This is a genomic window from Tenacibaculum sp. M341, assembly GCF_004337695.1.
Classification (GTDB): domain Bacteria; phylum Bacteroidota; class Bacteroidia; order Flavobacteriales; family Flavobacteriaceae; genus Polaribacter.
Genome location: NZ_SJXJ01000011.1, coordinates 58719 through 73667, shown reverse-complemented (window position 1 = coordinate 73667; position 14949 = coordinate 58719). Strand labels below are relative to the sequence as shown.

General features: G+C 30.7%; 15 protein-coding genes. 13 read left to right on the top strand and 2 right to left on the bottom strand.

Features of this window, described 5'->3' with window-relative positions; genetic code table 11:
- Nucleotides 1–72: 72 nt before the first annotated feature.
- From pfkA to EYW44_RS13995, 4 genes are all read left to right on the top strand, one after another.
- Nucleotides 73–1059, top strand: a complete 987-nt coding sequence (gene pfkA / locus EYW44_RS14010) for a 6-phosphofructokinase (RefSeq protein ID WP_132724296.1) — start codon at nt 73–75, stop codon at nt 1057–1059.
- A 6-nt stretch (nt 1060–1065) separates the two neighbouring features.
- Nucleotides 1066–1347, top strand: a complete 282-nt coding sequence (locus EYW44_RS14005) for a type VI secretion system TssO (protein ID WP_132724295.1) — start codon at nt 1066–1068, stop codon at nt 1345–1347.
- Nucleotides 1328–2320: a type I glyceraldehyde-3-phosphate dehydrogenase gene (gap, locus tag EYW44_RS14000; protein ID WP_132724294.1), complete on the top strand. Its 993-nt coding sequence runs from the start codon at nt 1328–1330 to the stop codon at nt 2318–2320. The genes EYW44_RS14005 and gap overlap by 20 nt, the downstream gene beginning before the upstream one ends.
- A 192-nt stretch (nt 2321–2512) precedes the next feature.
- Nucleotides 2513–3193, top strand: coding sequence for a LipL32 family surface lipoprotein (locus EYW44_RS13995; RefSeq protein ID WP_132724293.1), 681 nt, complete (start codon nt 2513–2515; stop codon nt 3191–3193).
- Between the two features lie 77 nt (nt 3194–3270).
- On the opposite strand, the gene EYW44_RS13990 is transcribed toward EYW44_RS13995, so the two are convergent.
- A complete protein-coding gene (locus tag EYW44_RS13990) occupies nt 3271–3651 on the bottom strand; it encodes a RidA family protein (RefSeq protein ID WP_132724292.1) in 381 nt (126 codons plus the stop codon).
- A gap of 69 nt (nt 3652–3720) precedes the next feature.
- Entirely contained in the window at nt 3721–6426 is a 2706-nt protein-coding gene (locus EYW44_RS13985; RefSeq protein WP_207893797.1) for a putative LPS assembly protein LptD, read from the bottom strand.
- Nucleotides 6427–6591: 165 nt separating this feature from the next.
- Here EYW44_RS13985 and EYW44_RS13980 point away from each other — a divergent pair, with 165 nt between their 5' ends.
- The 9 genes from EYW44_RS13980 (at nt 6592) to EYW44_RS13940 (ending at nt 14948) form a co-directional block, all read left to right on the top strand.
- Nucleotides 6592–7845 (top strand): N-acetylmuramoyl-L-alanine amidase, encoded by a 1254-nt coding sequence (locus EYW44_RS13980; RefSeq protein ID WP_243643665.1) that lies wholly within the window; start codon nt 6592–6594, stop codon nt 7843–7845.
- A 68-nt stretch (nt 7846–7913) separates the two neighbouring features.
- Complete coding sequence (locus tag EYW44_RS13975; RefSeq protein ID WP_132724290.1) at nt 7914–8879, top strand: MlaD family protein; 966 nt, start codon at nt 7914–7916, stop codon at nt 8877–8879.
- A gap of 31 nt (nt 8880–8910) precedes the next feature.
- Nucleotides 8911–10224 carry a 4Fe-4S dicluster domain-containing protein gene (locus EYW44_RS13970; RefSeq protein ID WP_132724289.1) on the top strand — a complete coding sequence of 438 codons (1314 nt, stop codon included), beginning with the start codon at nt 8911–8913 and terminating at the stop codon, nt 10222–10224.
- Nucleotides 10225–10360: 136 nt separating this feature from the next.
- Nucleotides 10361–11140 carry a (Fe-S)-binding protein gene (locus EYW44_RS13965; RefSeq protein WP_132724288.1) on the top strand — a complete coding sequence of 260 codons (780 nt, stop codon included), beginning with the start codon at nt 10361–10363 and terminating at the stop codon, nt 11138–11140.
- A 58-nt stretch (nt 11141–11198) separates the two neighbouring features.
- Nucleotides 11199–12143, top strand: coding sequence for a 1,4-dihydroxy-2-naphthoate octaprenyltransferase (gene menA / locus EYW44_RS13960; RefSeq protein ID WP_132724287.1), 945 nt, complete (start codon nt 11199–11201; stop codon nt 12141–12143).
- A gap of 113 nt (nt 12144–12256) precedes the next feature.
- Nucleotides 12257–12934: a metal-dependent hydrolase gene (locus tag EYW44_RS13955; RefSeq protein ID WP_132724286.1), complete on the top strand. Its 678-nt coding sequence runs from the start codon at nt 12257–12259 to the stop codon at nt 12932–12934.
- Between the two features lie 17 nt (nt 12935–12951).
- Nucleotides 12952–13341: a VOC family protein gene (locus EYW44_RS13950; protein ID WP_132724285.1), complete on the top strand. Its 390-nt coding sequence runs from the start codon at nt 12952–12954 to the stop codon at nt 13339–13341.
- Nucleotides 13342–13385: 44 nt separating this feature from the next.
- Nucleotides 13386–13901, top strand: coding sequence for an SRPBCC family protein (locus EYW44_RS13945; protein ID WP_132724284.1), 516 nt, complete (start codon nt 13386–13388; stop codon nt 13899–13901).
- A gap of 9 nt (nt 13902–13910) precedes the next feature.
- The gene (locus tag EYW44_RS13940; protein ID WP_132724283.1) at nt 13911–14948 is read left to right on the top strand and encodes an o-succinylbenzoate synthase; all 1038 of its coding nucleotides are present in this window, start codon (nt 13911–13913) and stop codon (nt 14946–14948) included.
- Nucleotide 14949 lies beyond the last annotated feature (1 nt).

Here is a 14949-nt window from a genome sequence, read left to right as displayed (position 1 = left end):
TACAAATCGAAAACGATTTCGCATTTTTATGACTAATAATTGCAAATAATAAGTAAATTTGATTCAACATTTATGGGTAAAAAAATTAAAAAAATAGCAGTAATGACTTCCGGTGGAGATTCACCTGGAATGAATGCAGCCATACGTTCTGTAGTTAGAGCGTGTGCGTATTATAGAACTGAATGTATTGGAATTTACAGAGGGTATCAAGGAATGATTGAGGGAGATTTTATTCCAATGTCCGCAAGAAGTGTAAACAATATTATTAATAAAGGAGGAACTATTTTAAAGTCAGCTCGATCAAAAGAGTTTATGACCAAAGAAGGAAGAGCACAAGCTTACGAAAACCTAAAAGAACATGAAGTAGATGGATTGGTAGTAATTGGAGGAGATGGTTCTTTTACAGGTGGAGTTGTATTTAATCAAGAATATGATTTTCCTGTAATTGGTATTCCAGGTACTATTGATAATGATATATATGGTACTTCACATACATTAGGATATGACACGGCTTTGAATACTGCAATGGATGCTATTGATAAAATTAGAGATACAGCTTCTTCACACAATCGACTATTTTTTGTTGAAGTAATGGGAAGAGATGCAGGTTTTATCGCTTTAAACGCAGGAGTAGGAGCAGGTGCAGAGGAAATTTTAGTGCCTGAAGAAGATTTAGGACTAGAAAGAATGTTAGAGTCTTTAAAGAAAAGTAGAAGATCAGGTAAATCTTCAAGTATTGTAGTAGTAGCTGAAGGAGATAAGTCTGGAAAGAATGTGTATGAACTAGCTGACTATGTAGAAGAAAATATGCCTGAATATGAGGTAAGAGTTTCTGTATTAGGGCATATGCAACGTGGAGGTTCTCCAAGTTGTTTTGATAGAGTTTTAGCTTCTCGTTTAGGAGTGAAAGCTGTTGAGCTATTGATTGATGGGAAATCTAATTTAATGGTTGGACTTGTAAATAACGAAGTAAAGTCAACCGATTTAGAAAAAGCAATCAAAGGACAAAATCCAATTGATAGAGAGTTACTGAGAGTGTCTGATATTATGACAACATAGAAAATAATGAAAAATATATTTATAGGTTTCTTACTCTGTTTTGTGCTATTTATTTCATTTTCATATACACAATTAAATACTGAAAATGAAGAGTTAATTAAACGAATAGAAAAATTAGAACAGGATCAGAAAACGTATAAAGAACATTTTGACGCATTGTATGAAAATCTTTTCGGGTTTGGAGCAAATCCAAATTATATAAGCTTCCAAGATGATTACAATGAAACAATAAAAGAAATACAAACAACACTAGATAAAATTCAAAAAAATGATAAAAATAGGAATTAATGGTTTTGGTAGAATCGGGCGTTTAGCGTTTCGTTCAGCAATTCAAAGAGATAATGTTCAAGTTGTAGCAATTAATGATTTATTAGATGTAGATTATCTTGCGTATTTACTAAAATATGATTCTGTACATGGTCGTTTTGATGGTACTGTAGAGGTTATTGATGGTAATTTAGTAGTAAATGGTCAATCAATAAGAATTTCAGCAGACAGAAACCCTGAAAACTTAAAGTGGGATGAGGTTGGTGCTGATTATGTAATTGAATCAACAGGTTTTTTCTTAACTAAAGAGAAAGCAGGCTTACATATAAAAGGTGGTGCTAAGAAAGTAATTATTTCTGCGCCTTCTAAAGATGCTAACATGTACGTTATGGGAGTAAATCATACAGAACTTCCTAAAGATGAAGCTATTTTTTCAAATGCTTCTTGTACTACAAACTGTTTAGCTCCTTTAGCTAAAGTTGTTCATGATAACTTCGGGTTAGTAGAAGGATTAATGACTACAATTCACTCAGCTACATCTGGACAAGATGCTGTTGATGGGCCAAATAGTAAATGGCGTAGAGGACGTTCTGTATTAAGAAACATGATACCAACAAGTACGGGAGCTGCTGTTGCTGTAACAAAAGTAATTCCTGCATTAGAAGGGAAGTTAACTGGTATGGCTGTTCGTGTACCAACTGCAGATGTATCTTTAGTTGATTTAACTTTTAGAACTGAAAAAGCAACTTCTTTAAAAGATATTTTAGCTAAGTTAAAAGAAGCTTCTGAAGGAGAATTAAGAGGAGTAGTAGGGTATACTGATGATGAAGTAGTATCTCAAGATTTTGTTTCTGATGTTAGAACTTCTATCATTGATGCAGGAGCTAGTATTGAATTAAACGAAAACTTCTTCAAAGTAATTTCTTGGTATGATAACGAGTATGGATATGCAACTAAAATAGTAGATTTATTAGTGTATTCAGCATCATTATAGTATAAGAAAAAGAGGAAAAGAGTATCTTTTTTTTAAAACTGTGAGTATTAAGTTACTCGCAGTTTTTTTATTTTTAAAACAAATAACTTCTTAAAGTGATCAAATATGAACTAGATGATGTCACTTTTTTATTGAGACATTTTTAAAGCCTTCTTCATATGTAATTTTGTGTTGTAATAAATCAACAAAAAAATGAAAACACTGAAAATTACATTATTATTAGCGATCTCAATTTTTACTTTATCAACAGCAAATGCTCAAAAACTTGGATCATTTGGTAGTTCAATAGAAAAAAAGATAGGTTTCGTAAAGAAAAAAGTACCATATACAGATGTGGTAAGTTATTTAGGATATGCTGCACCTAATACTGAAGATGAAGTTAAAAACGGAAAAAAGTTCTATTACATTTATGTTTGGGTACCTGCAGTAGCTCCAGAATTAGGACTAAGAATGATGTCTCCAGCTAAAAATGTTAAGGCGAAAAATCCGATAAAAGGAAAAACATTTGATGCAAATGCTGATGCTAAAGATTATTTTGACACATACATTACTTTAGAAAGATCTGATATTTTAACAAAAGAAAAAATTAAAGATGCAGCTTCTGCTTCGTGGACAGTATTAGCAAGAAACGATGATAGTGGAGAAATGCCTAAACAGCCTAGTGGAAGAAAATACAATTCGTTATTAAGATATAAGAGTAAAAAAGGAGATCCGTTGAAAGCGTTAACAAGAGGACTTTATAGAGTTGGGTTTACTACTTTTAAGAAAGGAGAAGTAAAAGGAACTTTTGTAGCGCAAATAGGTTCACCAGTTAAATTACCAGGTGTTGTAATGGCTAAAACTATAGATGAGCTATTAGCACAGATGAATTAGTTTTTTTAAGTAAATTTCTATTACTTATTTTTTATTAGTTAGACAAAGGATGCCTTTTAAAGGCATCCTTTTATATGTTATTTTATAGCAATCATGCTAATTTCTACGTTTACAAACTTAGGTAAGTTTGCAACTTCTACAGTTTCTCTTGCTGGTGCGCTTTCTTCATTAAAATATGAAGCATAAACTTCATTAATAGCAGCAAAATTATTCATATCAGATATAAAAATAGAAGTTTTTACAACATTTTCAAAAGTCATTTCAGCTTCTTCTAATACCGCTTTCATATTTTCTAAAACTTGTTTAGTTTCAGTTTGTATATCATCTAATACAAGTTCTCCTGTTTCTGGATTCAAAGCTATTTGTCCAGATGTGTATAATGTATTACCACTTAAAACTGCTTGGTTATACGGACCTATAGGAGCAGGAGCTTTGCTTGTGTTAATTATTTTTTTCATTTTATATAAGTTTTTTAGTTGCTTTATTTTTTGAATAATACCTATCTGTAAACTTAAACTATCTGTTTATTAGAATAAACGTCTATCAGGTGGTTGTCTCTTATCCCATTTTAAATCACTTAACATAGAAGATTTAACTCCAATAAAGAAGTTATATGAAGTAAAGTTACCAAACGGAACCCAATTAAAGTTAAAACGCCAACTATCTAAATCTCTAGAAAAGTTCATAGTAGTGTAAGAGAAAGCGCCATTTTTTATATCGTAAGAAGAGCGAAATCCTACTTTCCATTTAGGAGTTAGTTCTACATTTCCACTAAAACCTAAAGTATGTGTTTGTATACCTGCGTTATTAATACCGTTGTTAGAATAATTAGCAGAATAAATTAATGCTAAATCCCATGGCACTTTAGCTTTGTATAATTCAGCTTCTTCTTCAATTGGTTCTTTACTAGTACTTGGTTGTCTATTCACAAAACCATTTGTAGGGTCTACATCAGATCCAAAAACGTCAGGTGGGTTATTTGGATTGTTGTTCTGATTATTGTTGTTTTGACCACCTTTATCATCTTCAAAATCTTTACTAGAAAAACTATAGTTTGCGGTTAAAGTGGCGCTATTCAATCTAAATAAGTCTTTATTGAATTTGTTGATACGAACTCCTTGATCATTTATTTGATAAGGATCTAGATTACCTGAAAGGTTTACCGCCATTTTATTTTTAAATAGTTGTGTACCTGCAGAAAAGCTAACGTTGCTCCAACGTAAGGAATCTTTAGTAATGTCATAACTAGTACTAAAGTTTAAGTTATTAAGAAGTGTTATTTTTTTGTCTTCATCACTATCGTCATCATCTTTAGGAGCAACTTTTGCTTCTAATACGTTGTTTACACTCATACTAATCAAGTTAGAAGTACCAATTCCAGGAGTACCATAAATACCTCCTTCAAATTGGTTATAGGTAATCATGTCTCCATCAGCATTACTTTGAACAGTTTGTTCAAACTCTTCAGCAAAATTAGGACGGTAACTCCAAGATACTGTAGGTCTAATTGTATGTCTAATAGCTTTTAATCGTCCCTTTTTAAAATTAAACGTACCATAAACATTAGTACTTAAAGAAACCCCAAAATTATATTCGTTAAATCTATTAAAACCACTAATGGTGTCGTTTACAGCTGCTCCAAGGGTGTCGTCATTGTTTTCGAATGTAGGATCGTAACGTTTTTGAATTCGATTAAAATACCAAACGTCTTTGTAACTTACATTAGGAGATAAAGTGAAATATTTAAATGCCTTTATGTTGGTATTAGCACTAGCATTGTGTTGAACCCCCGATCTAGCACCTTCAAACATTCTTGAGGTTAAGAAATTATCTTCAGTAGTTCGTATTCTATATTCTGTACTTGAGTTATAAGTAACACCTATTTTTTGTATTGGGTTTTTTTTAATACCTCCTTTTCCTGCAAGCGGATAAATACGATCCATATTTATTTGCAAGTTAGGTAATGTCATATTAACAATTTCGTTTGTTGAGTTTTGATTATGAGTAATACTTGTAGTCATATTAAAAGGAGTACCCACAAACTTTTTTGAATACGTAATAGAGGAGTTAAATGAATTATTTAATCTTTGATTTTGATCAATCTCATTTAATGATTGTCTAAAAAACTGACTACTACTACTAATATTAACTCGTGCAGTTAAACTAGAGTTAGGACTAGATTTAGTGTCTTGTCGGTGATTCCACGAAAGATTATAATTAGATGTTTGAGAAAAATCGCTAAATCCTTTAATACTAGTTGTTAAATTCTGAAAACGGAAACTAAGTCCTCCAGAATATTTATACCGAACCTTATAGTTTGTATTTGTGTTTATAGCCCAACTTCCATTGGAGTATACATCTCCAGTAACTTGTAAATCAAAATAATCACTAATAGCAAAATAATATCCACCATTTTGTAAAAAGAATCCTTGTTGATTATTCTCACCCCATGAAGGAATGATAAAACCAGAAGTTCTTTCTTGTGTTAAAGGAAAATACGCAAATGGTAAATATAAAGGAGTAGGTACATCAGAAATAACCAAGTTACTTGCACCTACAATAATTTTTTTACCAGGAACAAGTTTTGCTTTGTTAGTGGCAATATGGTAATCTGGTCTTTTCTTTTTAGAGGTTGTAAAACGAAGTCTACTCATATATATAGTAGAATCATTTACACGTTTTGTTTTTTCTCCATAGGTAATCATTTCACCCTGCACTGTTTTAATACCATAAATAAGTGCTTTTTCAGTTTTAAAGTTGAATAAAATAGAATCTTGTTCAGATTCTTGATTTCCTTGTTTAAAAACAGGACGCTGTACATAACCAGTACTATCTTTTATACCTGTAGCGTATACAGTATTATTTTTATAGTTTACTATTATTTTACCAGCTTTCAAATCAACATCACCATACACAACTCTTGCGTTGTTGTATAAAGTTACAGTTTTATTTTTTGCATTTTGAATTGTATAATCCTCAGCATCGTGAGTAACTATATAATCAATAACTTCTTTTGGTTTAATAATAGAGTCTTTGGGAATAGAATCGGTTTTTACAACAGGTACACTGTCGTTTTTAATGCTAAAATTTGTTTTTTCTTTTATAACCTTAGCTGAATCTTTTTTTGTAATTAATTGCTCTGGAATTCCCTTTTTATCACCTTCTTGAGCAACACTTATTTTGAAGCAAAAAAGAAATAAAAATAAAAGTATGTAGGATGAATTTGCTTTCAACTCGATAAATGCTATTTTTGTTTGATAAAAGTATGGCTCAATATTTGAAGCACCAAACCTTAAAGAGCCAAAATTAGTTAAATTTTATTGATGCATTTCTTAAAATTCAGCAAATATAATATTAATAGAATAACTTCAGTTTATATGCTGATGTTAATATTTGTGATGTACGGGATACATACTTCATATGCACAAAAGAAGTATAAGGTAGTTTTAGACGCAGGACACGGAGGAAAAGATCCTGGTAACTTAGGTAATGGATACAGAGAATCTAAAATTGTTTTAAAAGTAGCTTTATTAATAGGTAAAGAGCTTGAAAAAAACAATAAAGATATTGAAGTAGTGTATACCAGAAACAAAGATGTTTTTGTAGAACTTCATAATAGAGCTAAAATAGCGAATGAAGGAAAAGCAGATTTGTTTGTGTCTGTTCATTGTGATTCATATAGAAGTCCAAAAGCATTTGGAGCCGGAACTTTTGTTTTAGGATTAAGTGGAAATAAACAAAACTTAGAAATAGCCAAAAGAGAGAATGCTGTAATTTTAATGGAGGATAATTATGAGAAAAATTATGATTATGATCCAAATTCACCAGAGTCTGTAATTAGTCTGTCAATGCTTCAAGAAGAAAACTTAGATGAAAGTTTGGCTTTTGCAGAACTTGTTCAGAATAATTTTTCTTTAGCAAAAAGGTATGATAGAAGTGTAAAACAGAACAACTTTTTAGTACTTAGAGAAACTGTGATGCCTAGTGTATTAATTGAGTTAGGTTTTCTTACTAACAAGGCAGAAGGTAAATTTTTGAACTCTTCCGTAGGACAGTTAAAAATGGCAAAATCTATAGCAAAAGCAATAGGAAAATATATTAATCAACAGAAATTAAATACGGTTGACAACAAAGTAGTAACCTCCGATAAAAAGCAAAATACAATTACTGGAAAAAAGGAAACTAGTACAACTACTGTAGCCAAGAAAGAGAAAAAAGTACCAGCAGTTAAAAAAGAGGTAAAACCTAAAAGCACTCCGCCAGTTAAAAAGAAAGAAACTGTTGTTAGCACTGAAAAGATTAAGAAAAAAGAACCTACAAAGAATCTTACAGAAAAGAAACCTGCAAAGATTGACAAACAAGAACCAGTTTTAACAATAGTGCCTCAAGAAGTAATTATTGAGTTTAAGGTACAAATAGCAGCATCAAGAGAGTATTTAACAGATGAGAATTTTAATTTTAGAGGTTTAGAAGATGTTGAAGTACTAGTGATAGATGAATACTTCAAATACTATTATGGTAGCTCAACTAGTTTTACTCAAGCTAAAAAGAATTTAAAAGTTGCAAAAAATGCTGGTCATAAGGGGTGTTTTATTGTTGCTTTTGAAAATGGACAGAAAATTTCTATACAACAAGCGCTCAGAAAACGATAATTTAGAAAAAATCTACTTAAATCTCCCAAAAATAATTAGTAATTTCGTGTTTTAGTAATATATAGTCTATGTCGAAAGAACTTAAAACAGGAATTATATCATTAGCAATTATTGCTCTTGGAATTTGGGGATATAACTTCCTAAAAGGACAAAATATATTTAGCCCTAGCTCGCGTTATTTCTTTGTTGAATATGAGAATATTAATGGTTTGAGTGAAGCGAGTATTGTTACAATTAACGGACTTCAAGTAGGTAAAGTAGATCAAATTACTTTTAATCCTAAGCCAGATAAAAAAGGAAGTTTATTAGTGAAAATGTCTATTGATGACGACTTTAAATTTTCGAAAAAAAGTGTAGCTAAAATTTACTCTGCCGGATTAATGGGAGGTCAAAACTTAGCAATTATTCCTAATTACGAGGGTGAAAATGCTATTTCAGGTGATTATTTAAACGGAGATATTGAATCAGATTTATTTTCATCAGTAGGAGAGAAATTAAATCCAATACAAGCAAAATTAGAAAGTGTTTTAGTGCATGTAGATTCTTTAGTAATTGGATTGAACTCTACTTTAGACAAAGATGCAAGAAAAAGTTTAAATAGAACTATGGTAGGTTTTGAGGCTACTATGAGAAATGTGAATGCTACAATTAGTTCGGTAAATAAATTACTATCAGAAAACAAATCGAATCTTAGCGCAACTGTTGAAAATACTAAAAAAATAACAGATAACTTCACTAAAGTTTCAGAAGATTTAGCGAAAGCTAATTTAGGTGAAACGGTTAAGAAATTAGAACAGACTTTGCAAAATGCAAATTCTTTATTAGCAACCATTAAAAGTGGTAAAGGTACAATGGGGAAATTACTTTCTGATGACCAATTGTATACGAATTTAAATAATGCAACTAAAGAAATGGAAGAGCTATTGAGAGAAATGAAATTGAATCCGAAACGATTTGTGCATTTTTCTTTATTTGGAAAGAAACCAAAGCCATATAATCAAGAAAACAATAATAAGAACATAAGTAATCAATAAAGATTAAATAATAATTAAGTAATAATAACAAATGGAGAAATACGTACCAAACATCTTTTTTGCACTAATATTTATCGCAGGAATAGGTTATTTCGTAATGAATGTTCGAAAGTTAATACGAAATATAAAATTAGGGAAGGATGTAGATAGAACAGACAGAAAACCTGAAAGATGGAAAAACATGGCAAAGATTGCTTTAGGGCAATACAAAATGGTACGCAGACCCGTTTCTGGTATTTTACATGTTGTTGTTTACATAGGATTCATTCTTATTAATATAGAGGTACTCGAAATCGTTGTAGATGGATTTTTAGGAACTCACAGAATTTTTAGTGGACCTTTAGGAAGTCTTTATGGTTTTTTAATAGGGAACTTTGAAATTTTAGCTGTTTTAGTATTAGTTTCTGTAATTATCTTTTGGTTAAGAAGAAACATTGAAAAAATTAAGCGTTTTTGGAGTAAAGAAATGGAAGGATGGCCAAAGAATGATGGTAATATTATTTTATATTTTGAAATAGTATTAATGACTTTATTCTTAGTGATGAATGCTACGGATGTTCATTTTCAAGAGGCTGGTCATGGAAATGTGATTTCTCAATTTATTGCTCCTTGGTTTAGCGGATATTCACCAGAAGAACTTCATACTATCGAAAGAGCTGCTTGGTGGTTACACATTATCGGTATTTTAATATTCTTGAACTATTTATATTATTCAAAGCACTTACACATTTTATTAGCATTCCCAAATACATTCTTTGCTAACTTAAAACCTAAAGGTCAGTTTACAAACGTAGAAGCAGTTACTAAAGAAGTACAAATGATGATGGATCCAAATGCAGATCCATATGCAATGCCAGAAGATGGTGCTGAGGATGAAGAGCCAGAGAAGTTTGGTGCTTCTGATGTAACCGATTTAAATTGGGTACAGTTAATGAATTCTTACACTTGTACAGAGTGTGGTAGATGTACATCATCTTGTCCAGCTAACTTAACAGGTAAAAAATTATCTCCTCGTAAAATTATGATGGATACTCGTGATCGTTTAGAGGAAGTTGGTAAAAATATTGATGAAAATAATGGTGAATTTAAGCCAGATGGAAAGCAATTATTAGACGATTATATTACCAGAGAAGAATTATGGGCATGTACAAGTTGTAATGCTTGTGTACAAGAATGTCCTATTGGTATAGATCCTTTATCTATTATTATGGAAATGCGTAGATACCTTGTTATGGAAGAGTCTGCTGCTCCACAAGAGTTAAACATGATGATGACTAACATTGAAAACAATGGTGCGCCTTGGCAGTATAGTCAAATGGATAGATTAAACTGGAAAGATGAGTAGTACTCAACGGTTCATTAACTTGAATTGATTTCCAAAAAAGTATACGGTGTAACAACCAAAAAAACAATTATTAATTTACAATTATGAATAGAACGAAAAAGTTTAGATTTCATAATTCCAAAATTTAAAATTAATTATGAACGTACCAACAATGGCAGAAATGATGGCTCAAGGAAAACAACCAGAAGTGTTGTTTTGGGTAGGAGCTGCAGGAAGTTATGATGATAGAGCTAAAAAGATCACTAAATCGTTTGTAAAAATATTACACCAAGCAAATGTTGATTTTGCGGTGTTAGGAACTGAAGAAAGTTCAACAGGAGATGCAGCAAAAAGAGCAGGAAATGAGTTTTTATTTCAAATGCAAGCAATGGCTAATATTGAAATTTTAAATGCTTATGAAGTTAAAACAATAGTTACTTGCGACCCTCACTCATATAATACTTTAAAAAATGAGTATCCTGGTTTAGGAGGAAATTATAATGTATATCATCACACACAATACATTAATAAGTTAATTGCTGAGAATAGACTATCTATTGAAGGTGAAAATTTAAAGAATAAAAGATTAACATACCACGATCCTTGTTATTTAGGACGTGCAAATGATGTATATGAAACTCCGCGTGATTTAATTCGTCGTTTAGGAGTGAAATCTACAGAGATGAAGCGTAACAAATCTACAGCTTTATGTTGTGGTGCTGGTGGAGCTCAAATGTTTAAAGAACCAGAACAAGGAAATATTGATATTAATATTTTACGTACTAAGGATGCTTTAGAAACAAATCCTGAAATTATAGCAACAGGATGTCCTTACTGTAATACAATGATGACTGATGGTGTGAAATTTCACTTAAAAGAAGATCAAATTGTAGTAAAAGATATTGCAGAGCTAATTGCTGAAGCAAATAATTTATAAATTATAATACGAATAAAGAAAAGGAAGAAATTATTCTTCCTTTTTTTATGGATTAAAAATGATAAAAAACTATATAAAAGCAGCACGTTTACGAACGTTACCATTATCTGTTTCCGGAATTATTGTAGGAGCTTTTTTAGGGTATAATGATTCTTATGATGTTTTGGCAAACGTTTTTAAAGGAAACTTTAGCAAGCCAAGCATATTGGAGAATTCAATTTTCTGGTTAGCTATTTTAACGACTATTGGTTTTCAAGTATTATCAAACTTTGCAAATGATTATGGTGATGGTATAAAAGGAACGGATAAAAATAGAGAAGGAGAAGCTAGAATGGTAGCATCAGGCGCTATTAGTCCAAAACAAATGAAACAAGCTATGATTATTACAGCAATTATTACTTTAATAGTAGCGCTTTTATTAATCTATACAGCTTTTGGTAAAGAAAACTTTCTATATTCATTATTGTTTTTTGGATTAGGTATAGCATCCATAGTTGCAGCTATAAAGTATACAGTAGGAAAATCGGCATATGGTTATAGTGGTTTTGGAGATGTATTTGTATTTGTATTCTTTGGGTTATTAGCAGTAGTCGGAACTTATTTCTTGTACACTAAAGAAATCAACTTTACAATATTTTTACCAGCTTTTTCTATTGGTTTGTTAAGTACAGCTGTATTAAACTTAAATAATATGCGTGATAGAGTTAATGATGCAGCATCAGGCAAAAATACATTAGTAGTAAAAATAGGAGAAGAATTCGCAAAGTATTATCATTATTATTTGTTAGCATCTTCTTTTTTGTTTGCGTTATTATATGTGTCAATTAACTACAGAACACCTTTTCAGTTTCTTTTTTTAATAGCATATATTCCTATTATAAAACACGTGCTCTTTGTATATAAAAATACAGATGAAAAATTATTCGATGGAGAGCTTAAAAAAGTAGCTTTAAGTACATTTCTATTTGCGATTCTTTTTGGATTGGGAAGTGCCATTTTGTAAATTTACTATATTCAATGATCAAGCATCATGCAGTAGATATTTTTAGTTTCCATTGTTGATGCATGTTAATTGATCATTGATAACTTATAAACGAAAAAACAACTTACATATAAATGAAAATTACATTTTACGGACATGCCTGTTTTGGTATAGATATTAACGGAACTCATATTTTAATAGATCCATTTATCTCAGGAAATCCATTAGCATCGTCAATAAATATAGCAACTATAAAAGCAGATTATATTTTAGTAACTCACGCACACCAAGATCATGTATTAGATGTTGAAACAATAGCCGAAAGAACAGGGGCAACCATTGTTTCTAATTATGAAATTGTTATGTATTACGGTGCGAAAAATTTAAAAGGACATCCTGTTAATCATGGAGGAACTTTTAAAACCGATGTTTTTTCAGCTAAATATGTAAATGCAGTTCATACATCATCATTCGCAGATGGTGCTTATGGAGGTCAGCCAGGTGGATTTGTAATTACTGCAGGAGAAAAATCTCTTTATGTAGCAGGAGACACTGCTGTAACTATGGATATGAAATTAATACCAATGACTACAAAATTGACAGCTGCTATTTTTCCGATAGGAGATAATTTTACTATGGGAATAGAAGATGCTGTAATTGCGAGTGATTTGGTAGAGTGTGATACTGTAATTGGATGTCATTTTAACACATTTCCACCGATAACAATAGACACTGATGAAGCGAAAACAGCTTTTGAAAAAGCGAATAAAGAACTAAAGATTTTAGAAATAGGAGAAACCTATCAAATATAGTTTAAGACTAGTTGAAGATGGAAACAATAAATCGAATGCTAACCAATATTTGTTCGGATGATTTAGAGAAAACGAAATATTTTTACTCTAAATTGTTTGAGTTTAATATAGCATATGAAAGCGATTGGTTTATTCATTTAGCTTCTAAGGATAAAAAATTAGAATTAGGTATCATAGATAAGACAAATGAGATTGTTCCTGAGGAAGCAAAAAAAATACCTCAGGGTTTTTATATTACGTTTGTTGTTAATGATGTAGATGTGGTTTTTAAGATTGCTGAATCAGAAAAATTTGAAATAGTAAATAAACCTACTGATACATTTTATGGTCAAAGACGTCTGATACTAAAAGATCCTAACGGAACTATAGTAGACGTTTCTTCACCAATCAATAACATTGATCTTTAAGATAAAGTCTACCTAACACAATATTAAAATAACAAATTATATTCATGAAAACCATTAAAATAATATTAGGAATAATCATAACACTTACCATTGTGTTTTTAGCTACAGGTTTAATTTTTAAAGAAACAAAATATACCACAGAAGTAGCTGTTAACAAGCCAATAGAAGAAGTGTTTAGTTTATTTAATGATAGTTCAAGAATAAAAGAATGGATTCCTGAATTGAAATCTATAGAAGCAACAGATGAAAAGCCAGGCAAGATTGGTAGTACCTATAAAATGGTGGTAACAAGTAATAATGGAGAAAAAATTAATTTAGAAGAAAAAGTGTTGGCATATGTACCAAATGAAAAAGTAACATTATTTATTCATGCAGATAATATGTTAAAAACAGATGATTATTCTTTTACATTTAAAGATGGAGTAACAACCATAAAAAATGAGTCTGTTTGTAGAAGTAATTCTTACTTATTGAGCTGTGTATTTCCTTATTTTAAATCAACGTTTAAAAAACAAGATCAAGGATATTTAAATAACTTTAAAAAGATTGCTGAAAAATAAAATCATAGTATGATTGCTACTTATTTCAAATACATATTAAACTTTAAACGCCCTAGCGGAACTTCAAGAGGAGTTTTAAGAACCAAAGAAACATATTTTATAAAAATCACTGAGGGAGTAAAGGAAGGAGTAGGAGAGTGTGGTCTTTTTAGAGGTTTAAGTGTTGATGATAGACCCGATTACGAAGAAAAGTTAAAATGGGTATGTGATAATATTACGTTAGGAGAGGAAAGCTTACTTGAAGAAACCATTGAATTTCCGAGTATTCAATTTGGATTAGAACAAGCTTTCTTATCATTAAAAAGTAGCGATAAGTTTACTTTATTCCCTTCTGAGTTTTCAACTAAAGAAGCACCCATTTCAATTAACGGGTTGATATGGATGGGAGATAAAGAGTTTATGAAAACTCAAATTAAAGAAAAAATAGCACAAGGGTTTTCTTGTATAAAAATGAAAATAGGAGCTATTGATTTTGAAGAAGAATTAGCATTATTAAAATATATAAGAAGTCAGTTTTCAAAAAAGCTAATCACATTAAGAGTGGATGCAAATGGTGCTTTTTTACCAAGTGAAGCACTGGAAAAATTGAAAAGATTATCAGAATTTGATTTACATTCAATAGAACAACCAATAAAACAAGGTAAAATAGATGAGATGGCATCTTTGTGTGAAAAAACACCGTTACCAATAGCGTTAGATGAAGAATTAATTGGTGTTTTTGATGTAACAAAAAAAGAAGATTTGCTACAAACCATACAACCTCAATATATTATTTTAAAACCAAGTTTAGTTGGAGGTTTTAAGGGAAGTAATGAATGGATATCAATTGCTAATAAAATGAATGCAGGTTGGTGGATTACTTCTGCTTTAGAGAGTAATATAGGTTTAAATGCAATTGCTCAATGGACCTATACTTTAAACAATCAAATGCCACAAGGTTTAGGAACAGGAGCTTTATTTACTAATAATTTTGATAGTCCATTAGAAGTGAAAAATGGTAGTTTACATTACAGTTTAAACAGTAAATGGGACTTTAATTTAGATTAAA

Bases quoted from the DNA above. Each gene is read 5' to 3' on its own strand.
- pfkA (WP_132724296.1), top strand. From the start codon at position 73: ATGGGTAAAAAAATTAAAAAAATAGCAGTAATGACTTCCGGTGGAGAT.
- EYW44_RS14005 (WP_132724295.1), top strand. From the start codon at position 1,066: ATGAAAAATATATTTATAGGTTTCTTACTCTGTTTTGTGCTATTTATT.
- gap (WP_132724294.1), top strand. From the start codon at position 1,328: ATGATAAAAATAGGAATTAATGGTTTTGGTAGAATCGGGCGTTTAGCG.
- EYW44_RS13995 (WP_132724293.1), top strand. From the start codon at position 2,513: ATGAAAACACTGAAAATTACATTATTATTAGCGATCTCAATTTTTACT.
- EYW44_RS13990 (WP_132724292.1), bottom strand. From the start codon at position 3,651: ATGAAAAAAATAATTAACACAAGCAAAGCTCCTGCTCCTATAGGTCCG.
- EYW44_RS13980 (WP_243643665.1), top strand. From the start codon at position 6,592: ATGTACGGGATACATACTTCATATGCACAAAAGAAGTATAAGGTAGTT.
- EYW44_RS13975 (WP_132724290.1), top strand. From the start codon at position 7,914: ATGTCGAAAGAACTTAAAACAGGAATTATATCATTAGCAATTATTGCT.
- EYW44_RS13970 (WP_132724289.1), top strand. From the start codon at position 8,911: ATGGAGAAATACGTACCAAACATCTTTTTTGCACTAATATTTATCGCA.
- EYW44_RS13965 (WP_132724288.1), top strand. From the start codon at position 10,361: ATGAACGTACCAACAATGGCAGAAATGATGGCTCAAGGAAAACAACCA.
- menA (WP_132724287.1), top strand. From the start codon at position 11,199: ATGATAAAAAACTATATAAAAGCAGCACGTTTACGAACGTTACCATTA.
- EYW44_RS13955 (WP_132724286.1), top strand. From the start codon at position 12,257: ATGAAAATTACATTTTACGGACATGCCTGTTTTGGTATAGATATTAAC.
- EYW44_RS13950 (WP_132724285.1), top strand. From the start codon at position 12,952: ATGGAAACAATAAATCGAATGCTAACCAATATTTGTTCGGATGATTTA.
- EYW44_RS13945 (WP_132724284.1), top strand. From the start codon at position 13,386: ATGAAAACCATTAAAATAATATTAGGAATAATCATAACACTTACCATT.
- EYW44_RS13940 (WP_132724283.1), top strand. From the start codon at position 13,911: ATGATTGCTACTTATTTCAAATACATATTAAACTTTAAACGCCCTAGC.